This window comes from Streptomyces sp. NPDC050315 (assembly GCF_040655775.1).
In the GTDB taxonomy this organism is placed as follows: Bacteria; Actinomycetota; Actinomycetes; order Streptomycetales; family Streptomycetaceae; genus Streptomyces.
Genome location: NZ_JBFAKN010000001.1, coordinates 779,031 through 804,513 on the forward strand (window position 1 = coordinate 779,031; position 25,483 = coordinate 804,513).

The window sequence follows — 25,483 nt, forward strand, 5'->3', positions numbered from 1 at the left end:
CTGTAATGTCGCCCGTATGACGGACACCCACGAAGTCCTGAATCAGGCACCGCCGCTCACCGGGTTCAGCGCGGCGGACGACCCGGCCCTGCTGGCGGCGCTGCATCGCGAGGGCGCCGGGTGGGCCGAGCGCGAGGTGCAGGTGCTGGGCGCGCTGGCCGGCTCGGCGGAGGTGCAGGAGCTGGCGCGGCAGGCGGAGGAGCAGCCGCCGAAGCTGCACACCCACGACCGGTACGGCCACCGGGTGGACGAGGTGGAGTTCCACCCGGCGTGGCACGAGCTGATGACCGTGGCGGTGGAGCAGGGGCTGCACGCCGCGCCCTGGGTCGAGAACCGCCCCGGCGGCCATCTCGTGCGGGCCGCGAAGTTCTACGTCTGGTCGCAGGCCGAGCCGGGGCACGGCTGCCCGATCTCGATGACGTACGCGGCGGTCCCGGCGCTGCGGGCCTCGCCCGCGCTGGCCGCGGAGTACGAGCCGCTGCTGGCGGCCCGTACGTACGACTTCGGGCTGCGGCCGCCACTGGGCAAGGCCGGGCTCATCGCCGGCATGTCGATGACGGAGAAGCAGGGCGGCTCGGACGTACGGGCCAACACGACGCGCGCGGTGCCGACGGGCGACGCCGACGGGTCGTACCGCATCACCGGCCACAAGTGGTTCACGTCCGCCCCGATGAGCGACGTCTTCCTGACGCTGGCGCAGACGGACGAGGGGCTGACCTGCTTCCTCCTCCCCCGCGTGCTCCCGGACGGCAGCCGCAACCGCTTCCACCTGATGCGGCTGAAGGACAAGCTCGGCAACCGCTCCAACGCCTCCTCCGAGGTCGAGTACGACGAGGCGGTGGCCTGGCCGGTGGGCGAGCCGGGGCGCGGGGTGCGGACCATCGTGGAGATGGTCAACATGACCCGGCTGGACTGTGTGCTCGGCTCGGCCGCCGGGATGCGGGCCGGGCTGCGGCAGGCGCTGCACCACACCGCGCACCGCCGCGCGTTCGGGAAGGAACTGGCCGACCAGCCGCTGATGCGGTCGGTGCTGGCGGACCTGGCGATCGAGTCGGAGGCGGCGACGACGCTGGGGCTGCGGCTGGCGGCGGCGGTGGACCGGGCGCAGGCGGGCGACGCCGCCGAGGGCGCGCTGCGCCGCCTCGCGCTCGCGGCCGGCAAGTACTGGGTGTGCAAGCGCGGCGCGACGCACGCGGCGGAGGCCCTGGAGTGCCTGGGCGGCAACGGCTATGTCGAGGAGTCGGGGATGCCCCGGCTGTACCGGGAGGCCCCGCTGCTCTCCATCTGGGAGGGCTCGGGCAATGTCGCGGCGCTGGACGTGCTGCGCGCGCTGGCCAAGGAACCGGCCGGGCTGGAGGCGTACTTCGCCGAGGTGGACGCGGCGGCGGGCGCGGACCCGCGGCTGGACGCGGCGGTCGTCCGCCTGAAGGCGATGCTGCCGGAGCCGGCCGATCCGGAGCGGGCCCAGCTGCTGGCCCGTACGCTCGCGGAGCGGCTGACGCTGGTCCTCCAGGGTGCGCTGCTGGTCCGGCACAGCGACCCGGCGGTCGCGGACGCGTTCTGCGCCTCGCGGCTGGGCGGCGAGTGGGGCCACGCCTTCGGCACCCTGCCGGTCGGCGCGGACCTGGGCGGGGTGCTGGCCCGGGCGCGCGTCAAGTCGCCCGCCGAGGCGGCGGGATGAGCCCGGTACGGGTCGAGCGGCACGGAGCGGTGACCACGGTCGTCATGTCCCGGCCGGTGGCCCGTAACGCCGTGGACGGCGTGACGGCGCGGCAACTCGCGGAAGCCTTCCGGGAGTTCGAGGCCGACGAGGCGGCGTCGGTGGCGGTGCTGTGGGGCGAGGGCGGCACGTTCTGCGCGGGCGCCGACCTCAAGGCGATGGGCACGCCGCGCGGCAACCGGGTCGCGCCGGACGGGGACGGGCCGATGGGTCCGACCCGGATGCGGCTGTCCAAGCCGGTGATCGCGGCGGTCAGCGGGTACGCGGTGGCGGGCGGCCTGGAGCTGGCGCTCTGGTGCGATCTGCGGGTGGCCGAGGAGGACGCGGTCTTCGGGGTGTTCTGCCGCCGCTGGGGCGTGCCGCTGATCGACGGCGGCACGGTCCGGCTGCCGCGGCTGATCGGCGAGAGCCGGGCGATGGACCTGATCCTCACCGGCCGCCCGGTGCCGGCCGCCGAGGCGCTGGAGATGGGGCTCGCCAACCGGGTGGTACCGAAGGGGCGGGCCCGGGCGGAGGCCGAGGCGCTGGCGGCGGAGATCACCCGCTTCCCGCAGGAGTGCCTGCGCGGCGACCGCGCTTCGGTACGGGAGCAGGCCGGGCGCTCCGAGGAGGACGCGATGGCCGCCGAACTGCGGTACGGGCAGGAGTCCCTGGCCCATGCGGCGGAGGGCGTGGCGCGCTTCACCTCCGGCGCGGGGCGGCACGGCGCGATGGAACTCTGAGCGCGGCCCGCGGGAACGGGCGTCAGAAGTCGACGCTGGTGGGATCGTCGACGCGGGCCACGGACTCCTGGGCGAACTTCTTCTCGTAGGCGGAGCGGATTTCCTCGATCTTGCGGCCGCTGGGTCCCGCCTGGCCCGTGGGGTAGAACAGGATCAGCTCGTAGGAGCGCTCGCGCTCGATGGTCCCGTTCGCGTCCCGGTACTGGCCCTCCCCCTCCTGAACGGTCAGCCCGTCCGGGAACCGGGGCGTGACGAACTCATTCACAAAACCCCGGAATTGCTTGTCGGTGACGGGCGGGCTGCCGTCCGGATGCGCGGTACCGAAGAAGAGGCTGGTCTCGATGTAGGGCCGGCCGGCCGCGGGCCGGTCCGCCGGGGCGGGCTCGGGCGTAAGGGCGGGGGCCGACGCGGTCGCGGCGGCGCCGAGCAGGGCGGTGGCCGCCGCGAGGACCACGAGACGCACACGGGGCGGGAACATCGAGGCCAAGGGACTGCCCTTCGCAGGAATTCGACGGTATCCGGCTCAAGATGCCCGACCGCCATGAGCCGGCACCAGGCATCGCATGCATGTCCGGACTTTTTCAGCCAATCGCCCGCAAGCCCCTCACCACCACCCCCCCGCTTGAACGCGTTCAACGCGACGGCGTACGGTCTGCCATGAGCGCTACTTGAACGCGTTCAAGGACAGGGGGAAGACATGGACCTGATCGTCCGTACCGTCGTCATGGTGGGCATGCTGGCGGTGATACCGATGGGGCTCGCGCTGGTCGGCGAGCCCGGCGCGGCGCGGCTGCGCCGGATCTGGTGGCTGCCCGCTACGCTCGGCGCGGTGAGCCTGTGGCTGCCGCGCGGCCCCGCCGCCACCGCACTCGCCGCCTGTTACGCCGCGGCCACCCTCGTCCTCGCCCTGCTCGCGCCCCGGCGGCTGCGCCGCACCCGCTCGCTCGTCCCGCGCGAGATCGCCGTACTCACCGCGCTGGCCACCCCGGCGATCGCGGGCGTCGCACTGGTCGCCGAGCGGCACGGCACCGAGCTGTTCGGCTTCTCGCTGCGCATGCTGTCGCTGACCGTGCCGCACTTCCACTTCGCGGGGTTCGCCGCCGCGCTGGTGGCGGGGCTGGCCTGCCGGGCCGGTGGCACGCCCGCCGCGCGGTACGCGGCGCTCAGCGTCCCGGCCGGCACGCTGCTGGTACTGGCCGGGTACTTCACCGGCGAGTGGGTGGAGTTCGCGGGCGCCGCCGTGCTCAGCTGCGGCATGTGGCTGGTCGCCCTGGTCACCTGGCGCGAACTGCGGACCGCGGCGGCCGACCGCACGACCCGCGCGCTGCTCGCCGCCTCGGCCGCGGTCCTCGTGGCGACCATGCTGCTGGCGCTGAGCTGGGCGCTGGGCGAGGCGAGCGGACTGCCGCACCCGACCCTGACCTGGATGGCCGCGACCCACGGCGTGGGCAACGCGCTGGGCTTCGCGCTCTGCGCGCTGCTCGCCTGGCACCGCCTGCCGGCCTCCGTCCACCGCACCACCGGCTCGAAGGAGCGCGCATGACCGCCGCACTGACCTACCCCGAACACGGCGCCACCCAGCACGGCCCGCTCCCCGCCGGGTACCACCATCTGCACGTCGAGGTTCCGCTCGGCCACGGCCGGGACGTCTTCGAGCGGGCCGGGGAGGCGATCACGGCCTTCCGGATGCACCGGGCGGCCGGCATCCGCATCCGGGCGGGCGCCGAGCACGCCGAGCCGGGTGTGCCGGTGGAGAGCGGCCTCGGCGTCGGCCCGCTGCGCATCACCGCGCCGTGCCGGGTGGTGTGGAGCACGTACGACAGCGACCGCATCGGCTTCGGTTACGGGACGCTGGAAGGCCATCCCGAATGCGGCGAGGAGTCCTTCGTCGCGGAGCTGCGGGCCGATGGGTCCGTCTGGTTCACGGTCACCGCCTTCAGCAGAGCGGCGAGTTGGTACACGCGGCTGGCCGGGCCGCTGATCCCGGTGTTCCAGCGGGCGTACGCCCGGCACTGCGGTCGTACGCTGCGCCGACTCGTTCAGTAAGAGCCTGTGTCCCTGTGTCATAACTTCCGTCAACAGCCCCGAAAATCCACTTCGTGTCCATGACATCTTCACCAACTGACCAGTAGGTCATGAGACAACTCCTGGCATGTGTGAGCTGATTCCGCCGCAGGCGGACATGACCGAGGACCAGTGGGTGCGGAGCGGCACGGTCCCCGGCGGGGAGCCGACCACCCCCGCCGCCACGCGCACCGCTCCCGTGCTGAACCTGAACCGGCGCACGTTCCTGGGCGGCGCCGTCGCGGGCGCCGCGCTCGCCGTGCTGCCGTACGGGGCGGCCGCACCGGCCGCGGCGCGGGACCGGGCGGCGGACGGGAAGTACCCCTTCCCCACCGCGCCCAACGGCAACGGGGAGTTCGCCGTGCTGGTCACCGGGGACGCCGGGACGGGCGAGGAGGGCCAGTACGCGGTGGCCGCCGCGGCGCGCGACCTGATGGCGAACGAGCAGATCGGACTCGCCATCGGGCTGGGCGACAACATCTACGAGAACGGGCCCGAGTCGGCACACGACTCCGAATTCCAGGACAAGTTCGAGAAGCCCAACACCGGCATCGACGTGCCGTGGCTGATGGTCCTCGGCAACCACGACTGCTCGGGGCTGATACCCGGCAGTGGCGGCGACCCCGCGCGCGGCGACCGGGAGGTGGCCTACGCGACGACCTCGAAGCGGTGGTACATGCCGAGCCGCTACTACAGCGTGGCGCTGCCCGCCGGTGCCGACGGTGCCCCGCTCGTCGAGTTCTTCGCGCTGGACACCACCCCGGTGTCCTCGTACGTCGTGCAGACCGACCCGTACTTCCACTGGGACGGCCCGTACATGCGGGAGCAGCGGGCGTGGCTGGAGGGGGCTCTCAAGAAGTCACGGGCCCGGTGGAAGGTCGTGCTCGGCCACCACCCGTACCTCAACAACGGCAAGCACGGCAGCGCCGGTTCGTACGACGGCTTCACCTTCGGGCACTACACCAGCGGCGTCCACCTCAAGGAGCTGTACGAAGAGGTGGTGTGCGGGCGGGCCGATCTGATCCTGTCGGGGCACGACCACACGTCGCAGATCCTGGAGCCCTCGGTACGCACCGGCGGCACGCGCCAGGTCGTGTGCGGCGCGGCCTCGAAGACGGGCGACGGCAAGGCGCACTTCGACGTGCCGGCGGAGTGGCAGGACTTCTCCAGCCACGGATTCATGGTGCTGAAGGTGTCCGCGAAGAGCATGACCATCGACGCGTACACCGTGGATGTGCCCACGCGTACGGCGAAGCTCGCGCATCGTACGCGGAGTGCCGCGCCGGTGGCCGTGGGCTGATCACCGTACGGGGATCACCGCCGTCGGGCAGTGGCCGTGCAGCAGTACCGCGTTGGCGACCGAGCCCATCAGGCCGCCGTCGCGCAGCCGGCGGCGGTGCCGGCCGACCACGACCAGGTCGGCGGCGCGGGACGCGGCGACCAGGCGGCCGGCCACATCGCCCTGTACGAGGACCCGGTCGACGGCCACCTTCGGGTAGTGCCGCTCGACGAAGGGGAGCAGCCGCTCCTCCTGCTGCACACTGGCGTGGGCCTCCAGCTCGCCCGACGTGGGATTGCCGGGCGGCAGGCTCTCGGGGGCGATGAGCATCGGATAGGGGTTCGGGTACGCGGTGACCACGCGCAGCTCGGCGTCGCGGCGCTCTGCCTCGGCGAAGGCGAAGTCCACCGTCTCGTCGGAGGTCTCCTCCGGGTGCAGCCCGAGCACGACCCGGCCCTGCGTACCGGCCCCCGGCTCCGCGCGCCGCTCGTCGGGCACGACCACGACCGGGCAGGCGGCGCGCATGGCGGCGGCCCGGCCCGCCGAGCCGAGCAGCAGGCTGGCGAAGCCGCCGCGGCCGCGCGAGCCGAGGACCAGCAGCCGGGCCTGGGCGCTCAGCCGGATCAGCGTCGAGGTGGACGCGCCGTGCGCGGAGAGGTACCGCGTCTCGGGTGCGTCGGCGCGCTCGGCGAGGTGCTTTCTGACGTTCTGCAGCACGGGGTCGCCCGGGTCGGGGACCGGGTGCGGGTGGGCGTCGCCGAGCGCGCGCGGCATGGGGGTGATCGGCCAGACGTGCACCGCGTGCAGCGTGGCCCCGGCGAGCCGGGCCGCGCCGGCCGCCCAGTCCAGCGCCCGGAGGCTGTTCACCGAGCCGTCGACGCCGGCGATGACGGGAAGGGTGCTGTTCACGATCTCCTCGATCCGTCGGAGTGGGGGGGGCGCCGCGTACGAGAGGGGACACCCCGCCGTACTCAGTACCCATCCTTACCCAATATGACCGTAAGATCCCGATATGGAGTGGAGCTGGGACGGCGTGGAGGAGCGGCCGCCGATCGATCTGCCCGACCTGCTCGCGCTCAACCGGATGGGCTCCTTCGACTGGGACCTGGACAGCGGTGCCTTCGCGCTGGACGCGGGCGGGCTCGCGGTCTTCGACCTGCGGGCGCAGGAGTTCGACGGGACGCGGCCGGCGCTGCTCCAGCGGGTTCCGCAGGACGAGGGCCACCGCCTGGACAACGCCGTCGTGCAGGCGATCCAGCAGGGCCGGCCGTCCTGCGGCGCGTACTTCCGCATCCGCTGCCGGGACGGCTCGCTGCGGTGGACGCACGTCCAGGGCCGCATCCTGCGCAGCGAGGCGGGCCGCCCGTACCGGATGGCGGGGGTCGTCCGCGACGCCACCGCCGAGCTGACCGATTCGGCGCTGCTGAGCCTGCCGCACGAGGAGCGCGAGCGGCAGACCACGCTGGTGCAGTGGACCACCACCGCGCTGTCCCGGGCGTTGTCGGTCCGGGACGTCACCGATGTGCTCACCGACCACGACGGCCCCCTGCGGCTGGGCGCCGACGCGCTGATCCTGGGCCTGGTCGACAACGGCGTCTTCGACGTCATCGCGGCCACGGAGCCGCTGCACATGCCCGAGCTGCTGCACATGCCGCTGGACCGCACGCTGCCGCTCTCCGAGGCGGCGCTCACCCGCGAGCCGGCCTTCGTCACCTCCCGCGAGGAACTGCTGCGCCGTTACCCGCGCCTCACGCCGTACGTCGAGGGCATCGGCGTCCGCGGCGCGGCGTTCCTGCCGCTGGTCGCGCAGGACAAGGTGATCGGTGCGCTCGGGCTGGTCGACACCGAGCCGAAGGTGTACACGGCGGAGGACCGGAACCTGGCGCTGGCGCTGGCCGGCGTCATCGCGCAGTCCCTCCAGCGGGCCACCCTCTTCGACCAGGAACGGGAGTTCGCGACCGGGCTGCAGGACTCGATGCTGCCGCGCCGCATCCCCGCCATCACCGGGGGCGATGTGGCGGTCCGGTACGAGGCGGCGCGCACCGGCCGGGACGTCGGCGGCGACTGGTACGACGTGATCCCGCTGCCGCAGGGCCGTACCGGAGTGGTGATCGGCGACGTGCAGGGGCACGACACGCACGCGGCGGCCGTGATGGGCCAGCTGCGGATCGCGCTGCGCGCCTACGCCGCCGAGGGGCATCCGCCGCAGACGGTGCTGGGGCGGGCCTCCCGGTTCCTGGCCGAGCTGGAGACCGAGCGGTTCGCGACCTGTACGTACATCCAGGCGGACCTCTCGTCGGGGGTACTGCATGTGGCCCGGGCCGGGCATCTGGAGCCGATGATCTCGGACGCGGGGCGGCATGTGCACTGGCCGACCGTGCACGGCGGGCTGCCGCTGGGGCTCGCCACCGTCTTCGGCGACGACCACTACCCGGAGACGCAGCTGTTCCTGGAGCCGGGCTCCACGCTGCTGCTGTGCACCGACGGCCTGGTCGAGCAGCCGGGCCTGGACATCCTCGCCGGGATCAAGGCGCTGACCGGCGCCGTACAGGACGGGCCCGGCGAGCTGGACGCGCTGGCCGACCATCTCTCGCAGCTGTTGTGGGAGCAGCCGGGCTCCCCCGACGACATGGCCCTGTTGCTGCTGCGCCGGATGACCGAGCCCGGCGGCCCGGCCACGCCGCGGCTGCGGCTGCACGTCCACCAGGCCGACCCGGCGGGCCCGGCCGAGGTCCGCAACGAGCTGCGGCGGATGCTGGATCAGTGGCGGGCCGGGGAGGTGGCGGGCGATGTCGCGCTCGTCGCCTCCGAGCTGATCACCAACGCGCTGCGGCACACCGACAGCGGGGCGCTGGTCTCGCTGGAGCTGCTGTCCGGCCCGCCGGGCCGGGTCCGGCTGGAGGTCGAGGACCGGTCCAGCCACTGGCCGCGGCGGCGCAGCCCCGGCGAGACCGCCACCTCGGGGCGCGGCCTGCTGCTCGTCGAGGCGCTGTCGGACCGGTGGGGTGCGGAGGCCCGGGGCGCGGGCAAGGCGCTGTGGTGCGAGTTCACCGTGCCCGCGCCCGACGGCGCGTAAGGCGTCGGTCATGGGCGGTCAGCCCTTGGCGCCGTACCAGACCGTGGTGATGTTGCAGAACTCGCGGATGCCGTGGTCGCCCAGCTCCCGGCCGTACCCGGAGCGCTTGGTGCCGCCGAACGGCATGCCCGGGTGCGAGGCGGTCATCCCGTTGAAGAAGACACCGCCCGCCCGCAGGTCGCGCACCAGCCGCTCCTGTTCGGCCTCGTCCTCGGTCCAGGCGTTCGAACTGAGGCCGAAGGACGTGTCGTTGGCGATCTCGATCGCCTCTTCCAGGCCGGCGGCCCGGAAGAGGGTGGCGACCGGGCCGAACGCCTCCTCGTAGTAGATCTTCATCTCCTTGGTGACATCGGCGAGCACGGTCGGCTCGTAGAACCAGCCCCGGTCCAGGCCCTTGGGCCGGCCGCCGCCGCAGAGCGCGGTGGCGCCGTGCAGCGTCGCGTCGTCGACCAGCTCCTCCAGGTCGGAGCGGCCCTGCTCGCTGGAGAGCGGGCCCACGTGGGTCTCCTCCGCCATCGGGTCGCCGACCTTGAGCGCGGCCATCTTCTCGGCGAAGCGGGAGGCGAACTCGTCGTAGACATCGGTGTGGACGATGAAACGCTTGGCGGCGATGCAGGACTGGCCGTTGTTCTGCACGCGCGCGGTGACGGCGGTGGACACCGCCTTCTCCAGGTCGGCCGAGGGCAGCACCAGATACGGGTCGCTGCCGCCCAGTTCGAGCACCGTCTTCTTGATCTCGTCACCGGCGATGGAGGCGACCGAGCGGCCGGCGGGCTCGCTGCCGGTCAGCGTCGCGGCGGCCACCCGGGGGTCGCGCAGCACCATCTCGACCGACCCGGAGCCGATCAGCAGCGTCTGGAAGGCGCCGTCGGGGAAGCCCGCGCGGCGGAAGAGGTCCTCGATGTACAGCGCCGTCTGCGGGACGTTCGAGGAGTGCTTGAGCAGGCCGACGTTGCCCGCCATCAGCGCGGGCGCCGCGAAGCGGATCACCTGCCACAACGGGAAGTTCCACGGCATGACCGCGAGGACCGGGCCCAGCGGGCGGTAGCGCACATAGGCGCGGGCCGCGCCGGAGTCCTTGATGTCGGCGGCCCGGGGGTGCTCGTCGGCGAGCAGCGACTCGGCGTGGTCGGCGTACCAGCGCATCGTCTTCACGCATTTGGCGGCCTCCGCACGGGCCTGGGCCAGCGGCTTGCCCATCTCGGTGGTCATGGTGCGGGCGATGTCGTCGGCGTCGGCCTCCAGCAGCTCCGCCGCCTTGCGCATGAGGTTGGCGCGCCGGTCGAAGCCGGTGGTGCGGTACTCCTGCCAGGCCTGGTCCGCCCGGACCAGCCGGTCCTCGATCTCGCCTTCGTTGAGCGCGTCGAACGTCTTGAGGGTCTCGCCGGTGGCCGGATTCACCGTGGCGATGGCCATGGGAAGCACCTCTCCTTCTGGTGGTGCACGTGCGGCGTCAGTACGGGTATGCGGGTCAGCCCAGCGGGCTGGGCTGCGGCGACGGTTCCGGTACCGGGTCGGGGTTCGGCCCTGGCGGGCGCGGGACCGGGGACGGTTCGGGGGTGGGCGGTACGGGGTCGGGCGGGCCGGGCACCGGGTCCGGAACCGGTCCCGGGCCGGGGTTGGGCGGTGTCGGGCCGCCGGGGTCGTGAGCGCGCGCGGGGTGCGGCTGCCGTTCCACGGAAGACCTCCTGGATCTCACGGTGTGGTGCGTGCCGCGGGCGGTCCGCCCGCGGCGGTGGTTCTTCTCCTGGCCCCCGTACCCGAGTCTGGCCCGCCTATCGCTACCGCGCGCGGTGGGATTCCGCCCTACAGTGCCGTCATGAAGCGTTCGTTCCTGGCAATGGCGGCCGGTGCGGCCGCGCTCGCGCTGGCGGGCTCCGGCCCGGCCGCGGCAGCGCCCGGGCACCCGACGACGGACCGGACGGGCGCGCCGCTGCCCGCCCGGATGGCGGACACCGGCGGCGGCCGGCAGCTGATCACGGCCGAGGCGCCGCGCACCTCGTCCACCCACGGGCGGCTGATCTGGTGGGAGAAGCGGCACGGCCACTGGCGGCAGGCGGGCTCGGCGCCCGCCCGCTTCGGTGCGAAGGGCCTGGCCGAGGGCAGTACCCGCAAGCAGAGCACGAACACCACACCCACCGGCCTGTACGACCTCCCGTACGGCTTCGGGATCGGCGCGGCCCCGGCCGGTACGGAGGTCTCCTACCGCCGGGTGCACGACAACTCCTGGTGGTGTCAGGACAATGCCTCGGCCGCGTACAACCGCTGGGCCGAGCCGCTGCCCGCCGACTGCGCCGCGAAGGAGTCGGAGCGGCTGGCCGACTACCCGAAGCAGTACGACCGGGCGCTGGTCATCGGCTTCAACTACGACAAGCCGGTGCGCGGCCGCGGCGCCGGGATCTTCCTGCACGTCAACGGCAAGGGCGCGACGGCCGGCTGTGTGTCGGTGCCGGCGGGCGCGATGGCCCGGATCCTGGCCTGGGCGGATCCGGACAAGCGGCCGCACATCGCGATCGGGACGCGGTCGGGGAAGACGGCGATCACCCGGTACTGAGCGGTATCAAGCGGTACTGAGCGGCGTCCGGCCGCGCGTCACGGCTGCGGGTCCCGCGCGTCGTACCGGGCGAAGGCCGGGCGGCTCAGGCCGAGGAGGGCCACCACGACGACGCACGCCAGGCCGCCGCCGACCACAGCGACGGCCGGGGTGGCGAGGTCGGCGGCCGACCCTGCCAGGAAGTCGCCGAGCCGCGGCCCGCCCGCGACCACGACGATGAAGACGCCCTGGAGCCGGCCGCGCATCCGGTCGGGGGTGGCGGCCTGCAGCATCGTGGAGCGGAAGACCATCGAGACGGTGTCGGCGCAGCCCGCGACGGCGAGGAAGACGAGGCCGAGCCAGAGGTTGCGGGTCATGCCGAAGACGGCGATGGCGGCGCCCCACGCCGCGACCGCGAGCAGGATCGCGAGGCCGTGCCGGCGGATCGCGCCCAGCCAGCCGGAGAACAGGCCGCCCAGTACGGCGCCGACGGCGGGCGCGGCGACCAGCAGCCCGACGGTCTTGGCGTCGCCGCCGAACCACAGCACGGCGACGGCCGGGAAGAGGGCGCGCGGCTGGGCCAGCACCATCGCGGCCATGTCGGCGAAGAAGGTCATCCGCAGGTTGGGGCGGGTGGCGAGGAAGCGCAGGCCGTCCAGTACCGAGGCGCGCTTGGGCTTGGTGCCGTCCGCGCCCGGCTCGTGCTCGGGGCGCATCGAGGGCAGCCGCCACATCGCGTACAGGGAGGCGGAGAAGGCGACGACGTCGATGAGGTACGCGGCCTGGTAACCCCACATGCCGACGATGACGCCGCCCAGCATCGGACCGCCCATCAGGCCGAGGTTGCTGGTGAGCGAGTTCAGGGCGTTGGCCGCGGGCAGCTGCTCGGTGGGCAGCAGGCGCGGGATCATCGACGTGCGGGCCGGCGAGTTCATCGCGAAGCAGACCGCCTGGAGGGCGACGACGACGTACAGCAGCCAGACCTGCTGTACGTGGAGCAGCGCGGCGGTGGCGAGCACCACGGACATCGCGGTGGCGCCGAGGGCGCTGGCCAGGCCCAGGGTGCGGCGGTCGACGGTGTCGGCGATGGCGCCGCCGTACAGCCCGAAGACGACGAGCGGGACGAGCGAGCACAGGCCGACCAGGCCGACCGAGAACGTCGAGTGGGTGATGTCGTAGACCTGGAGCGAGACCGCGAGCGCGGTCATCTGCTGGCCCACCCAGGAGACGGTGTTGCCGGTCCACAGGCGGCGGTAGTCGGCGGAGGTACGCAGCGGGGTGAGGTCGGCGAATATGCGCGAGCGCAGGCCGGTGGGGGTGGTCTCAGTGGGCACGCGGCAGTAAAGCACGGCGCTCGGCGCCGGTATGTGGCGGGGGCCACTTTTAGCCCTTACAGGCTGCAGAGGACAGCTAATGGTGCGGCCGGGGTGTGCCGCTGCGGCGCAGCAGCAGGAGCGCCATGTCGTCCTCGCCGTCGCCGCTGAGGCCCAGCGCGCACAGCCGGTCGGCGAGCTGCTGGACGTCCTGCGGTCCGGTGCGGACCTCCCGGGCCAGCTGGGACATCCCCTCGTCGAGGTCGGCGCCGGGCCGCTCGACCAGGCCGTCGGTGCACAGCACCAGCGTTTCGCCGGGCGCGACACGCACCGTGGTGACCGGGTAGTCCAGCAGGCCGAACTGGGCGGACAGGCCGAGCGGCAGCCCGCCGGTCACGGACAGCCGGCGGCAGATGCCCTCGGCGTGCCGCAGCAGCGGGTCGATGTGCCCGGCGCGGACGATCTGCACGGCGCCGGTGGTCAGATCGATGTCGGCGTAGAGGCAGGTGGCGAAGCGCTCGGTGTCCAGTTCGTACAGGAAGGCGGAGGCGCGGGCCATGACCGTGGCGGGCGCGTGGCCCTCGGCGGCGTACGCGCGCAGCACGATGCGCAGCTGGCCCATGACGGTGGCGGCCTGGATGTCATGACCCTGGACGTCGCCGATGACGACGGCGAGGCGGCCTCCGGGCAGCGGGATCACGTCGTACCAGTCGCCGCCGATGTCCCGGCCCAGCCGCGCCGAGCGGTAGCGCACCGCGATCTGGGCGCCCCGGACGGCGGGGATACGGCGCGGCAGCATGGCCTGCTGGAGCGCTTCGGCGAGGTCGTGCTCCTGGTCGAAGAGCATGGCCCGGGCGAGGCTCTGCGCGATGCTGCTGCCGAGCGCCACGAGGATGCTGCGCTCGTGCGTGCCGAAGTCGCTCTCCTCGCGGTAGAAGAGGCCGATTACGCCGATCGGGCGGGCCTGCGCGATCAGCGGGAGGTAGGCTGCCGAGCCGATGTCCAGCGGCTCGACGTACGGCCACAGGCGCGGGTAGCAGGCGGCGAACTCCGCGCGGGACCGGACGAAGCGCGGCGTGAGCGTGCGCACGACCTCGCTCATCGGGAACTCGTCCGCCACCCGGGTGAACCGGTGGTCCGGTACGAAGCTGCCGGCCTGCCCCTCGGAGACGAGCCGGATGCGGCCGGCCTCCACCAGCCCGACGATGACGTTCTCCGCGCCGAGCCGGCTCAGTCCCTGGCTGCCGCCCAGGACGGCGATGACGTCGCCGACGGTTCTGGCGTGCGCGAGTGCCGCGGTGGTGCGCTCGACGACGGAGCTGTGCCGGCGGCGGCGCTGGCTCCCTGCCGTCACCGGGTTCGCGGTGCGGGAGAGCGCCAGTTCCTGGCGGGCGTCGCGGACGACGCCGATGATGCGGTACGGCCGCCCGGTGCCGTCCCGGTGGATGGCGCCGTGGGTGTGGGTCCAGCGCAGTGTGCCGTCCCGGCACCGGATCTGGAAGTACGCGCCGTACGACGCGCTGCCCTCCTTGATGGCCTGCGCGACCAGGGAATCCAGGCGGGTGGCCTCGTCGGGCGGGACCCGGCCGGAGAGCGCCTCGGGGCGGCCGTCGAACTCGCCGGGGCGCAGGTCGAAGACCCGCAGCGCGGCGGCGTCCATGTACAGGCGCCCGCGCTTCAGGTCCCAGTCGAAGCCCCCCATTCCGTTGAGCGCCAGGATCAGGTCCGGCGGGGCGGGCCACTGCTCCGGTGCCGACACGGCAGGGGGCTGCGCGCCCCGTTCGGCCATGTTCGTCACTTTGCCACATTTCCGCCCTTACGGGCGCCCGCGCCTCGGGTGCGTACGACCGGACATTGCTCCTGACTTTCTCATCAGTCAGTCCTCATCACGTGGGGTTTTGCCGCTGAATGTCCGCATTTAGCGGCACCCTTTCCGACGCAAGGCGTTGCGCTGATCTCATCACGCTGCTACGGTCCCGAGCCATGCACGAAGACCCCGGCACCCGGCTCGCCGACGAGAGCGGCGACCTCACGGACCGCGTCAAGCAGGTGATCGACGGCATCGGCTGCAGCCGCCGTGAGTTCGCCCGGCGGATCGTGATGGACCCGTCCAAGCTGTCCCGGTCCCTGAGCGGGACCCGGCGCTTCACCGTCGCCGAGATCGTCCGCATCGCCGAGATCGGCGGGGTGGATGCGGGCCGGCTGCTGGGCTCCTCGGCCGGGACGTCCGCGCCGCCGGGCGAGGACGCCGGGCCCGCCGCGCTCCCCGAGGGCGGCCGGCCGCTGCAGATCGTCCGCGAGACGGTCCGGCTGATCGCCGAGCACGGCTTCCACTCCGTACGCGTCTCCGACATCGCCGCCGCCTGCGGGACGAGCACCGCCGCGATCCACTACCACTTCCCCGGCCGCGACGATCTCCTCGAAGCCGCCGTCCGCTGGTGCATGGACGAGGACACCGAGCGCCGCGCGCAGGGCCTGGCCGGCGCGATCGACGCCCGCGAGGAGCTGCTGCACCTCATCGCGCTGCAGACGCCGCGCACGGAGCAGCAGCGCCGGCAGTGGCTGGTCTGGCTGGACATGTGGGCACAGGCGGCCCGCTCCACCGAGGTCGGGCGGCTGCACGACCACTACTACCGGCAGTGGCGGACCACCGTCGCCGAGGTGGTACGGCGCGGCGTCGAGCAGGGCGTCTTCCGCCCCGTCGACGTGGAGTTCACCGCGCTCCGGCTGACCGCGCTGATCGACGGCCTGGCCACCCAGGTACTGGCCACGGCCCCCGGCAGTACGACCCCCGACTCCATGCACGCCGCGCTGATCGCCTTCGTGGAGAGCGAACTGACCGCCGAGCCGAGCGGCGATCCCGAGGACGACACGCCGGCCGCCCCCTAGGGCACTCCCCCGGACGAGACCGTCCGCCCCCGATCGTGTGCGGGCAGGCGTGGCCGACGCCTGCCCGCACACCCCCTCTCCGTACCCTCCGCCGTCACCTGACGGCACGTCACCCCACCACCCGCAGAAGGGACTCCCGTCATGAACGACGAGGTCATCATCACCTGTGCGCTGACCGGCGCGGGCGACACCGTACGCCGCTCCCCGCACGTCCCCGTGACGCCGGAGCAGATCGCGAAGTCCGCCGTGGAGGCGGCGAACGCGGGCGCCGCCGTGGTGCACATCCACGTCCGCGACCCCGAGACCGGCGACCCCTCCCGCGACCCGAAGCTGTACCGGGAGGTCGTGGAGCGGATCAAGGAGACCGGCACCGACGTCGTCATCAACCTCACCGCCGGCATGGGCGGCGACCTGGTACTGGACGCCGACCAGCCGCTGGAGAAGGGCGCCCAGCCCGGCACCGACCTGGTCGGCGGCCTGGACCGGCTGCCGCACGTCGAGGACCTGCTCCCCGACATCTGCACCCTGGACTGCGGCTCGCTGAACTTCGGCGACAACCTCTACATCTCCACCCCCGAGATGCTGCGCAAGGGCGCCAAGCGCATCCAGGAGCTGGGCGTCCGGCCCGAGCTGGAGATCTTCGACACCGGCCAGCTGTGGTTCGCCAAGCAGCTGCTCGCCGAGGGCCTGCTGGACGACCCGACCATCTTCCAGCTGTGCATGGACATCCCGTGGGGCGCCCCGGCCGACCCGGGCGTGCTGCAGGCGATGGTCAACATGCTGCCGGAGAACGCGCAGTGGGCCAGCTTCGCGCTCGGCCGCATGCAGATGCCGTGGGTCGCGCAGTCCATCCTGCTCGGCGGCAACGTCCGCGTCGGCCTGGAGGACAACCTGTACCTCTCCAAGGGCGTGAAGGCCACCAACGCGCAGCTCGTCGAGCGCGCCGTGACCATCACCGAGTCCCTCGGCGCCAAGGTCGCCACCCCCGACCAGACCCGCGCCCGCCTGGGCCTCAAGCCCCGCGCCTGACGTACGTCCACCTCTTTGGAGCCCCGCATGACCACCACCCCTCCCCTCGCCCCTGAAGACGTACGCAAGGTCGCCTGCATCGGCGCCGGCGTCATCGGCGGCGGCTGGGTCGCCCACTTCCTCGCCCGCGGTTACGACGTGACCGCCTGGGACCCGGCCGACGACGCCGAGGAGAAGCTGCGCCGCCTCGTCGACGCCGCCTGGCCCGCCCTTGAGCAGATAGGTCTCGCCGAGGGCGCCGCCAAGGACCGTCTCACCGTCGCGCCCACCCTCGCCGAGGCCGTCGCCGACGCCGACTTCGTGCAGGAGAGCGCCCCGGAGAAGCTGGACCTGAAGCGCTCGCTGCTGGCCGAGCTGACCGCCGCCACCCGAGACGGCGTGGTCATCGCCTCCTCCACCTCCGGCTACCCGATGTCGGACATGCACTCCGACGCCGCCGACAACGGCCGCCTGGTCGTCGGCCACCCGTTCAACCCGCCGTACCTGATCCCGCTCGTCGAGGTCGTCGGCGGCGAGAAGACCGACCGCGCGGCCGTCGAGTGGGCCTCCCGCTTCTACGACATCGCGGGCAAGTCCGTGATCACCATGGACCGCGAGCTGCCCGGCTTCATCGCCAACCGCCTCCAGGAGGCCCTGTGGCGCGAGGCGCTGCACATGGTCGCCAACGGCGAGGCGACGGTGAAGGACATCGACGACTCCATCACCGAAGGGCCGGGCCTGCGCTGGGCGTTCATGGGCCCGATGCTCACCTTCGCGCTGGCCGGCGGCGAGGGCGGCATGGCGCACATGCTCGACCACTTCGGCCCGTCCCTGAAGTCCCCGTGGACCCGGCTGGAGGCCCCGGAGCTGGACCGCGCGCTGCGGGACGCGGTGGTCGAGGGCTGCGACGTGGCCGCGGACGGCCGTACGTACGCGGACCTGGTGGCCGAGCGCGACCAGGGCGTCATCGACGTACTGCGGGCGACCGGCCGCCTCGGCAAGGACGCCAAGTGACGGCGGCGCTCCCGCTCTTCCGGCAGCCCGTCAAGGACGAGTGGATCGACTACAACGGCCATCTGAGCGAGGCGTACTACGTACTCGTCTTCGGATTCGCTACCGATGCGCTGATGGCGGAGACGGGCCTGGGCCCGGAGTACCGCGAGGCGAGCGGCTGCTCGCTGTACACGGTCGAGGCCCATGTCCGGTACCTGAACGAGGTCGCCCGGGACGCCGAACTCGTCGTTCGTACGACGGTGCTGGGCGCGGACGCGAAGAAGGTCCGCTTCCTGCACGAGATGTTCGTGGGTGACACGGACGGCGACCCGGTCGCCACGGAGGAGCTCTTCGCCCTCCACGTCGACCAGGCCACGGGCCGCTCGGCGCCGCTGCCGGAGGCGGTGCGCGACCGGCTCACCGCGCTGACCGCGCCCGCCCCGGAATGGGCGGGGCGGGGCATCCGGGAGGTCTGACGCCATGGGTGAGATCCTGGACGGGGAACCATTCCTCGTCCAGGAGGACTCATGACCACAGGCCATCGCATCACCGTCGAGCAGAGTTCCGATCGAGTCCGCGTCGTACAGGGCGGGCAGGTGCTCGCCGAGAGCAGCCGGCCGCTGGTGCTGCGAGAGACCGGCTACCCGGCCCGGTACTACCTCCCGCCCGAGGACGTCCGTACCGACCTCCTCGTCCCCTCCGGGACCCGGACCCACTGCCCCTTCAAGGGCGACGCGTCCTACTGGTCGCTGCCGGACGGCCCGGAGGACGTGGTGTGGGCGTACCCGGAGCCGAAGGAAGCCGTGGCGGAGATCAAGGACCACTTCTGCTTCTACGAGACCGAGGTCGTCGACGGCTGATGGGCACGACGGAACACGACGAGGGCGGCGACTCGGCCTGCTGGCTGGACCGGGTCTGTGACGAGTGCGGCCGGATCAGGGACGACTCGGCGGCCCCTTGCCCGTACTGCGCGCCGAAGGCGCCTCAGCGGCGCCGGGACCGGGACGCCGAGGGCCGGGCGCGCAACGCCCGGCCGCGGGACGGTCTCGGCCGCCCGCTGCCGTACGGCGCCGAGGGCGTCGAGCGGCAGCCCGAGGGCGTGGTCCGCACGCCACTGGAGTCGCTGACCGAGGCGCAGCGGCTGCTGGACGAGGGCAAGCCGTTCCATGCGCACGAGGTGCTGGAGGACGCCTGGAAGTCCGGGCCGCAGCAGGAGCGTGAGTTGTGGCGCGGCCTCGCCCAGCTCGCCGTCGGCCTCACGCACGCCGCGCGCGGCAATGTCACCGGTGCCACCTCGCTGCTGACCCGCGGCGCCGCCGCCATCGAGCCGTACGCGCACGCAGCGCCGTACGGCATCGACGTCACCGGGCTCACCCACTGGGCCGGGGACCTGGCCGCCGACCTGCGCGGCCCGGTCCCCGCGGCTTCGCACGCGCCCCGGCTGCGGGTCAGTTCGCGTTGAAGCCCCAGTTCAGGAGCGTGGCGGCCTCCTTGTAGACCGCGTTCTTCTTCTTGCTGGGGTGGAGCACGGTGGCCACGAGGGTGCGGCCGTCCCGTTTCGCGGCGGCGATCAGGGTGTTGCCGGCCTTGCTCGTGAAGCCGTTCTTCACGCCGATGACGCCCGGATAGCGCGGCACGCCCTTCGTGCCGGACAGCATCCGGTTGGTGTTCACGATGTCGTACGGGCCCCGGGAGCCGCCGGGGAAGGCGGCCCGTACGGTGGCGCAGTAGCGGGCGAAGTCGGCGTTCTCCAGGCCCTTGCGGGCGATGAGGGCGAGGTCGCTCGCCGAGGAGACCTGGCCGGGCGCGTCGTACCCGTCCGGCGTCTTCACCACCGTGTCGTCGGCGCCGAGCATCTTGGCCTTGGCCTGCATTTCCTGTGCGGTGGCCCGCCAGCCGCCGTTCATGTTGGCGAGGACGTGCACGGCGTCGTTGCCGGAGCGCAGGAAGACGCCGCGCCACAGGTCGGCGACCTTGTACTGCCGGCCCTTCTTGATGCCGACGAGGCTGCTGCCCTCGCCCACGCCCTTGAGGTCATCGGCGGTGACCGTGCGGACCATGTCCGCGGGGAACTTGGGCAGGACGGTGAGTGCGAAGAGGGCCTTCAGGGTGCTCGCCGGGGCCAGTTGGCGGTGCGCCTCCTTCGCGGCCAGCACGCGCCCGGTCTTGGCGTCGGTGAGGATCCAGGCCCGGGCGGTGAGCCCGCCGGGCGGCGCCGCGGCGGGCCGGGCTCCGGGCCCGGCCGCCGTATCGGTCGTAAAGCGTTCCGGTGCGGCCCTGCCCCGGTCCGTCGATGTGGCGTGCGCCGGGGCGAGCAGAGCGGCGATGGCGCTCGTCACGGCTATGGCCGTCAGGGCGCCAATTGTCCTGGTCGAAGCAGCGTCGGTTCCCATGCAACCACGCTAGGGACACGGCGCGACACGCGCAGTACATGCTGCGCCAGACGGCTCATGCGTCACACACGAAGACCCGCCCGGTGCGACGGGGGATGCACACCGGGCGGGCTCAGAACCTTTCTACCGCATGCCGGAACGGTTATGCAGGAAAAGCTTGTTCGAGTCGGCGTTACCAGGCGACGGGGAGCGACATCAGGCCACGCGCACGGATGCTCCGCCGCCACTGCATTTCGTCCCGCGACACGTCCAGCCGGAGCCCCGGAAACCGCTGAATCACGGCGTCGAGGGCGGTCTGCGTCTCCATCCGGGCGAGCGGCGCTCCGAGGCAGTAATGGATGCCGTGCCCGAGCGCGAGATGGCCGAAATTCTCGCGGTGCGGGTCGAGCTTCGTCGGATCGGTGAAGCGTTCCGGGTCACGGTTGGCGGCCGCGAGCGAGAGCAGCACGCTCTCCCCCGCCGGAATCCGCACGCCGCCGATCTCGATGTCCTCCAGCGGGAAGCGGCGGATCGCCAGCGGCGCCGGGCCGTCGAACCGCGCCAACTCCTCGACAGCGGCGGGCAGTCCGGCGGGGTCGGCACGCAACTCGGCCAGCAGCTCCGGGTGGTCGAGCAGCGCGAGGACCGCATTGCCGATGAGGTGAACGGTGTTCTCGTAGCCCGCGAGGAGGATGAGGAAGGCCAGCGAGGTCAGTTCGTCCTCGCTGAGCCGGTCCCCCGCCACGCCACCGTCGACGTCCGGCTCGTCGCGCACCGCGATCAGGTCGGAGAGCAGGTCGTCGCCCGGCTCGGCGCGCTTGGTGGCGATCAGCCCGGTGTAGAAGCGCAGCATGGCGCCGACCGCTTCCTTCGCCGCCTCCGGACGGGCCGGGTCGGGCGTGATCAGCGCGTCGGACCAGGCGCGGAAGTCGAGCCGGTCGCGCTCCGGGATGCCCAGCAGGTCGCAGATGACGATGATCGGCAGCGGGCCCGCGAAGTCGGCGAGGAGGTCGGCGCGGCCCTTGGCCTCGATGGCGTCCAGCAGGTCGTGCGCGACCTTCGCCACGGGGGCGCGCAGCTTGTCGACGCGGCCCGGCGTGAACGCCTTGGCCACCAGGCGGCGTACCCGCGTGTGGTCCGGCGGGTCCATGTTGAGCAGGTTGGCGTCGAGCGCCGGCGGCAGGGAGAAGCCGCGGTAGCCGGTCGAGCTGTTGCGCTTGTCGAGGGAGAGCCGGGGGTCGGCGAGCCCGCTGCGGACGTCCGCGTAGCGGGTGACGAGCCAGGCGGGCTGCCCGTCGGGGCCGGTGATCCGGTGGACCGGGCCCGCCTCGCGCAGCCGCTCGTACCCCGCGTACGGGTCGTCGAGCAGCATCGTCGTGTCGATCGGTTCCGGACGATCGGGCGTGGGGGTGCTCTGCATGAATCCCGACCTTATGGGGTGGCGGTCCGCCTTCCGTATCCGGGGCATGACAAGGCGCAGGGCGGCTACGGAGCCAATGCCCCGTGCCGCCCTGCGCCGAAGGCGGTTCGGACCCCCGTACCGAGCCACCTGGTCTGTGGTGCGCCGCCGCTAGGCTCTGCGCTCCTTCACTCCGCCGCGCTGCCGGAACTCGGCGAGCACGGTCTCGGCGACGGACGAGCGGTACATGTCCGCGACCAGCGCCAAGTGTTCGTACTCCGCGGCCGGCGCCATGTCGGTCGTGACGACGACGGATTCGGCGTACGGCTCCGGGAGCCGGCCCGCCTGCCGGTTGTCCAGGCCCCGGCGCAGCGCCACGGCCTCGGCCACGGCGGCCAGTTGCGCCGGGCCGACGCCCGCCTCGCGGGCCCGCTCGCGGGCGACCTCGACGGCGTCGGACTCGACGTACCGGCGGATGCCGCGCTGTACGTCGCGGATCTCGGCCATCTGGCGGTTGGCCCGCCACTCCAGGTCGGCGAAGGGCCAGCGGCCGGGCCGGGACCCCTCCATCGTGACCTCCGGGGCCTGCGCGGTGGCCTCGCGCCACAGGGGCGAGAGGCGGCGCAGCCGGCGCCAGGCGGACGCGCGGGGCCCGGCGGCGGGCAGCGCGAAGCCGGTGAGGACGAGGATCGCGGCGACCGAAGCGCTCAGCGGGGCCACGCCGTTGGAGAGCCAGAGCGCCGGACGCCCGGCCCAGGAGAGTACGAAGCCGACGAGCTTGCAGGCGCAGTACAGCAGGCCCAGCCAGCAGCCGGCGGCCAGCACGCGCAGGCCGCGGGCGAGCCAGGACGGGCCGACCTTGGTGGCGTAGCGCGGGCAGAGCGTGCCGAGCCCGGCCAGGCTGGCGCCGAAGATCGCGAGGTACAGCATCAGGAAGACCATGACGCCGGGCGCGTCGGTGTACGCGGTGCTGAAGTCGCGCGGGTGCTCCACGGCGTCCGGGCGCCCGACGGCGAAGCCGGTGACGGCGACCGCCCAGGCCACGGCGACGAGCGTGAGGACCGCGCGGGTACGGGAGCGGGCCCGGCGGCGGCCCGCCTCATCCTCGCCGCCGGTCCAGCGCAGCAGCAGCACCAGGGCGCCGGCCGCGAAGACCACGACGGAGGAGTACAGGAAGACCATGGCGAGGTTGGCGACGCCGGTGAGCCGGTCGAAGGCGCGGTACAGGCTCGGCGCCGAGAACAGGAACACCGTGGCGACGCCCGCCGTCATCATGCTGGTCAGGCCCAGGTCGGCGTTGGCGCGGTCGCGCAGCCAGGCGCGGAACTTGTACCCGGCGAGCGTCCAGGCGACGGCCGCGAAGCAGAAGTAGACGACGTCAAACACGGGGCGGCCCCCCGTCGTCGGCGGCGTCCCGAACGCCGTCCAGCTCGCGGCGGATGTGCTTGAGCGCGGGGCCCAGCGCGGCCGCGATCTCGGCGGCGTCACCGCTCAGCGGCGGGTCGTCCTTGGCGGTCGCGGGCACCACATGGGCCATCAGGAGCGTGCCCAGCACCTCTGTCTCGTGCTCGGTGGCGTTGTCGTAGCAGTGGTGGCGGGCGAAGCGGGCGGTCAGGCCCATCCGGCGGGCGGCCGTCGCGACGTCCACGTTCGGCGTCCAGACCTTCAGCGCGTCCTCGGTGACCGTGGGGTCCTGCTCGTGCCCGAGGAGGAGATGGCTCAGCTCGTGCAGCACGATATGGGTCTGGTGCCAGGGCGAGGTCTGCCGCTCGTAGAAGACCCACCAGCCGTCGTCGGTGCCCGCCGTCATGCCGGACACCACGCCGCCCAGGCTCATCGGCGCGAGCCGGACCGGCCGGCCCACGCGCCGCGCCACGACCTCGCACAGGCCCGGCAGATCGGTCGCGGCGGGCAGCGCGAGCTCCTGTACGAGCTGCTTGCACCGCCGGCGTATGCGCCGTACCCGCATGGCCGTACCGTCCTCGATTCCCGTCCGCCGCCAGGTGGCGAAGAGCTGCTCGTCAGTGGCCGGCATGCGGTGCCTCACCGCTGGTCGCCGGCGGGTCCGGCGGCAGATCCATCTGCTGCCGGAACTGGGAGATGATCGTCGTCAGGCTGTCCTGCACCTCGGGCGGCAGGCCGACCGAACGCAGCGCGATGGTCCGCACCCGCTGGTCCCGCATGGCCGCGAGGAAGCGCAGCTCCTCCTCCACCCGGTCGGCCTGCGGCTGGGAGAGGTCCCCCACCAGATAGCCGACCGGCACCGCGAAGAACTTGGCGAGCGCGCGCAGCACTTCGTGGCTCGGATTGCTGCGTCTGCCCTTGCGGAGCATGGAGAGATACTGCTCGGAGAGCGTGACGTCGCCGTACTCGGCGCCCTCGCTGATCTCCTCGGCGACGTAGGCGTTGGTGTACGGGGCGCCGGGCGGGTGCATGTGCGCGAAGAGGTGGTTCAGCCGCTCCGCGAGCGGACTGTGCTCACTCTTCGGCGCGCCGTCGCCCCCTCGTGCCATGATCGGTGTCCCATCCCCATTCGCCCTGGTCCCAGCCACAGCGAAGCAGCACGCACACCCAACGGACAGTTGAGTCGCGCGCCCTCCGCTTCGTACATCCTTTCACGAGCGGAACGGGACGCACCAGTCCACCTACCCACTGTGACTGCTAACGGGGCGTCTCGGGCATCAACTCGTGGTTGAGTCGCCTCCTGGCAGCTCAACCGGGCAGTGGAGCGGAGGTCCGGGCGGCGGGGGCGGCCTCGACGGCCGTCTCGTCGTGGTTCGGGCGGCGCAGGAGCAGCAGCATGCAGCCCATGGTCAGCGCGACCTGGAAGACCGCGTAGACGATGACCGCGGTGATCGAGCCGGTCCAGTTGAGCAGCGACTGACCGACGATCGGGGTGGTGCCGCCCAGCAGCGTGCCGCACAGCTGGTAACAGAGCGAGATGCCGGTGTACCGCAGATGGGCGGGGAAGCGGCTGGCGAGCATGCCGGCCAGCGCCGCGTAGTACAGGCAGTGCGGGATGGTGGCGACCGCGACACCGAACATCGCCAGACCGTAGTTCTCCGTACCGATGAGAAGGAACATCACCGGCATCAGGAACAGTTCGGGGATCAACATCACGCAGACAGCCCGCGACCAGCTCTTCATCTTCGTGGCGAGGACCGCACCGAAGGGCTGCACGACGATCTGGGTGATGTTGGCGACCAGGATGATCGTGAGGAAGGAGCTGCGGTCGAAGTCCAGGGCGCTGGTGGCCCAGGAGAGCGCGAAGGTGGACTTGAAGTACGTCGCGGACAGGCCGATCGTGCAGGCCCCGATGCCCAGGACGATCAGCATCGGATGGCTGCGCAGCACCTCGGTCAGCGGCAGCTTCGCGACCTCCTTCTTCTCGATCAGCTTGGCCATCGCGGGCGACTCGGCGACCTTCAGCCGAACGAAGAGGCCGACCATGACCAGCAGCGCCGAGGCGAGGAACGGCACCCGCCAGCCCCAGGAGGTGAAGGCGTCGTCCGGCAGCTGACTGATGGCCAGGAAGCTCAGCGTGCTGAGGGTGTTGCCGACCGGCGAACCCTGCTGCGCGAAGGCCCCGTACAGCACGGACTTGCCCTTCGGCGCGGACTCCGAGGCGATCAGGACGGAGCCGCCCCACTCGCCGCCCAGGCCGATGCCCTGGATCATCCGGATGGCCACGAGCAGGATCGGCGCCGCGATGCCGATGGAGGCGTAACCGGGCAGCAGGCCGATGGCGGTGGTGGACACGCCCATCATCAGTAGGGTGATGACGAGGGTCTTCTTGCGGCCGAGGCGGTCACCGTAGTGCCCGAAGACGATGCCGCCGAGCGGACGGGCGAGGAAGCCGACCCAGAAGGTGGCGAAGGCCACCAACGTGCCCAGCGCGCCATCGAGTTCCGGGAAGAAGACCTTGTCGAAGACAAGCGCTGAGGCGGTGCCGTAGATGTAGAAGTCGAACCACTCGATGGTGGAGCCGATGAAGGCGCCGATCCCGGCGCGGTTGGCGGCTCTGCTGCGATCGCGTGCGGTGGGCTCGGTGGGCACACTCATACGGACTCCCTGGGCGTCTTTGAGCAGGGGAAGGGGACACCAGGGGCGCCGCG

Annotated in this window: 23 protein-coding genes and 1 pseudogene; 13 read left to right on the forward strand and 11 right to left on the reverse strand. The window is 72.5% G+C overall.

Going from position 1 to position 25,483, the window contains the following annotated elements; translation table 11 throughout:
- The first annotated feature begins 16 nt into the window (after window positions 1–16).
- A complete protein-coding gene (locus AB0I82_RS03490; protein WP_363255373.1) occupies window positions 17–1,681 on the forward strand; it encodes an acyl-CoA dehydrogenase family protein in 1,665 nt (554 codons plus the stop codon).
- Entirely contained in the window at window positions 1,678–2,442 is a 765-nt protein-coding gene (locus tag AB0I82_RS03495; RefSeq protein WP_363255374.1) for a crotonase/enoyl-CoA hydratase family protein, read from the forward strand. Before AB0I82_RS03490 ends, AB0I82_RS03495 begins: the two co-directional genes overlap by 4 nt.
- Window positions 2,443–2,464: 22 nt before the next feature.
- Here AB0I82_RS03495 and AB0I82_RS03500 read toward each other — a convergent pair whose 3' ends face one another.
- Window positions 2,465–2,920 carry a DUF3574 domain-containing protein gene (locus AB0I82_RS03500; protein ID WP_363255375.1) on the reverse strand — a complete coding sequence of 152 codons (456 nt, stop codon included), beginning with the start codon at window positions 2,918–2,920 and terminating at the stop codon, window positions 2,465–2,467.
- 219 nt (window positions 2,921–3,139) lie between these two features.
- On the opposite strand from AB0I82_RS03500, the gene AB0I82_RS03505 reads away from it, so the two are divergent.
- From AB0I82_RS03505 to AB0I82_RS03515, 3 genes are all read left to right on the forward strand, one after another.
- Complete coding sequence (locus tag AB0I82_RS03505) at window positions 3,140–3,985, forward strand: YndJ family protein (RefSeq protein ID WP_363255376.1); 846 nt, start codon at window positions 3,140–3,142, stop codon at window positions 3,983–3,985.
- Window positions 3,982–4,488, forward strand: a complete 507-nt coding sequence (locus tag AB0I82_RS03510; RefSeq protein WP_363255377.1) for a DUF1990 domain-containing protein — start codon at window positions 3,982–3,984, stop codon at window positions 4,486–4,488. Before AB0I82_RS03505 ends, AB0I82_RS03510 begins: the two co-directional genes overlap by 4 nt.
- Before the next feature lie 106 nt (window positions 4,489–4,594).
- On the forward strand, window positions 4,595–5,806 hold the full coding sequence (locus AB0I82_RS03515) for a metallophosphoesterase (protein WP_363255378.1): 1,212 nt from the start codon (window positions 4,595–4,597) through the stop codon (window positions 5,804–5,806).
- Here AB0I82_RS03515 and AB0I82_RS03520 read toward each other — a convergent pair whose 3' ends face one another.
- Window positions 5,807–6,694: a universal stress protein gene (locus AB0I82_RS03520; RefSeq protein ID WP_363255379.1), complete on the reverse strand. Its 888-nt coding sequence runs from the start codon at window positions 6,692–6,694 to the stop codon at window positions 5,807–5,809. It abuts the gene before it with no gap.
- A gap of 103 nt (window positions 6,695–6,797) precedes the next feature.
- Here AB0I82_RS03520 and AB0I82_RS03525 point away from each other — a divergent pair, with 103 nt between their 5' ends.
- Window positions 6,798–8,861, forward strand: coding sequence for a SpoIIE family protein phosphatase (locus tag AB0I82_RS03525; RefSeq protein WP_363255380.1), 2,064 nt, complete (start codon window positions 6,798–6,800; stop codon window positions 8,859–8,861).
- A gap of 18 nt (window positions 8,862–8,879) precedes the next feature.
- Here AB0I82_RS03525 and AB0I82_RS03530 read toward each other — a convergent pair whose 3' ends face one another.
- Window positions 8,880–10,277: an NADP-dependent succinic semialdehyde dehydrogenase gene (locus AB0I82_RS03530; RefSeq protein ID WP_363255381.1), complete on the reverse strand. Its 1,398-nt coding sequence runs from the start codon at window positions 10,275–10,277 to the stop codon at window positions 8,880–8,882.
- Window positions 10,278–10,680: 403 nt separating this feature from the next.
- On the opposite strand from AB0I82_RS03530, the gene AB0I82_RS03535 reads away from it, so the two are divergent.
- Window positions 10,681–11,415 (forward strand): L,D-transpeptidase family protein, encoded by a 735-nt coding sequence (locus AB0I82_RS03535; protein ID WP_363255382.1) that lies wholly within the window; start codon window positions 10,681–10,683, stop codon window positions 11,413–11,415.
- Window positions 11,416–11,453: 38 nt separating this feature from the next.
- On the opposite strand, the gene AB0I82_RS03540 is transcribed toward AB0I82_RS03535, so the two are convergent.
- On the reverse strand, window positions 11,454–12,728 hold the full coding sequence (locus AB0I82_RS03540; RefSeq protein ID WP_363255383.1) for an MFS transporter: 1,275 nt from the start codon (window positions 12,726–12,728) through the stop codon (window positions 11,454–11,456).
- A gap of 91 nt (window positions 12,729–12,819) precedes the next feature.
- Window positions 12,820–14,496: pseudogene (locus AB0I82_RS03545) on the reverse strand (SpoIIE family protein phosphatase); the annotation flags it as partial.
- Window positions 14,497–14,690: 194 nt separating this feature from the next.
- Between AB0I82_RS03545 and AB0I82_RS03550 the strand changes: the two are divergent.
- The 6 genes from AB0I82_RS03550 to AB0I82_RS03575 all read left to right on the forward strand — a co-directional run bounded on the left by AB0I82_RS03550 (window position 14,691) and on the right by AB0I82_RS03575 (window position 19,059).
- Window positions 14,691–15,596, forward strand: a complete 906-nt coding sequence (locus AB0I82_RS03550) for a TetR/AcrR family transcriptional regulator (RefSeq protein ID WP_363255385.1) — start codon at window positions 14,691–14,693, stop codon at window positions 15,594–15,596.
- A 141-nt stretch (window positions 15,597–15,737) separates the two neighbouring features.
- Window positions 15,738–16,625: a 3-keto-5-aminohexanoate cleavage protein gene (locus tag AB0I82_RS03555; RefSeq protein ID WP_363255386.1), complete on the forward strand. Its 888-nt coding sequence runs from the start codon at window positions 15,738–15,740 to the stop codon at window positions 16,623–16,625.
- A 27-nt stretch (window positions 16,626–16,652) separates the two neighbouring features.
- The gene (locus AB0I82_RS03560) at window positions 16,653–17,618 is read left to right on the forward strand and encodes a 3-hydroxyacyl-CoA dehydrogenase NAD-binding domain-containing protein (protein WP_363255387.1); all 966 of its coding nucleotides are present in this window, start codon (window positions 16,653–16,655) and stop codon (window positions 17,616–17,618) included.
- Entirely contained in the window at window positions 17,615–18,073 is a 459-nt protein-coding gene (locus tag AB0I82_RS03565) for a thioesterase family protein (protein WP_363255388.1), read from the forward strand. Before AB0I82_RS03560 ends, AB0I82_RS03565 begins: the two co-directional genes overlap by 4 nt.
- Window positions 18,074–18,124: 51 nt before the next feature.
- Window positions 18,125–18,457 (forward strand): DUF427 domain-containing protein, encoded by a 333-nt coding sequence (locus tag AB0I82_RS03570; protein WP_363255389.1) that lies wholly within the window; start codon window positions 18,125–18,127, stop codon window positions 18,455–18,457.
- Entirely contained in the window at window positions 18,457–19,059 is a 603-nt protein-coding gene (locus tag AB0I82_RS03575) for a DUF309 domain-containing protein (protein WP_363255390.1), read from the forward strand. Before AB0I82_RS03570 ends, AB0I82_RS03575 begins: the two co-directional genes overlap by 1 nt.
- Here AB0I82_RS03575 and AB0I82_RS03580 read toward each other — a convergent pair.
- From AB0I82_RS03580 to AB0I82_RS03605, 6 genes are all read right to left on the reverse strand, one after another.
- Complete coding sequence (locus AB0I82_RS03580; protein WP_363255392.1) at window positions 19,046–19,990, reverse strand: D-alanyl-D-alanine carboxypeptidase; 945 nt, start codon at window positions 19,988–19,990, stop codon at window positions 19,046–19,048. The genes AB0I82_RS03575 and AB0I82_RS03580 overlap by 14 nt on opposite strands.
- 172 nt (window positions 19,991–20,162) lie before the next feature.
- Window positions 20,163–21,389: a cytochrome P450 gene (locus tag AB0I82_RS03585; protein WP_363255393.1), complete on the reverse strand. Its 1,227-nt coding sequence runs from the start codon at window positions 21,387–21,389 to the stop codon at window positions 20,163–20,165.
- 150 nt (window positions 21,390–21,539) lie between these two features.
- Window positions 21,540–22,754 carry an MAB_1171c family putative transporter gene (locus tag AB0I82_RS03590; RefSeq protein ID WP_363255394.1) on the reverse strand — a complete coding sequence of 405 codons (1,215 nt, stop codon included), beginning with the start codon at window positions 22,752–22,754 and terminating at the stop codon, window positions 21,540–21,542.
- The gene (locus AB0I82_RS03595; RefSeq protein ID WP_363255395.1) at window positions 22,747–23,403 is read right to left on the reverse strand and encodes a hypothetical protein; all 657 of its coding nucleotides are present in this window, start codon (window positions 23,401–23,403) and stop codon (window positions 22,747–22,749) included. Before AB0I82_RS03595 ends, AB0I82_RS03590 begins: the two co-directional genes overlap by 8 nt.
- Window positions 23,390–23,881, reverse strand: a complete 492-nt coding sequence (locus AB0I82_RS03600; RefSeq protein WP_037799860.1) for a helix-turn-helix domain-containing protein — start codon at window positions 23,879–23,881, stop codon at window positions 23,390–23,392. Before AB0I82_RS03600 ends, AB0I82_RS03595 begins: the two co-directional genes overlap by 14 nt.
- A 199-nt stretch (window positions 23,882–24,080) precedes the next feature.
- The gene (locus AB0I82_RS03605) at window positions 24,081–25,430 is read right to left on the reverse strand and encodes an MFS transporter (protein ID WP_363255396.1); all 1,350 of its coding nucleotides are present in this window, start codon (window positions 25,428–25,430) and stop codon (window positions 24,081–24,083) included.
- Window positions 25,431–25,483: the final 53 nt, after the last annotated feature.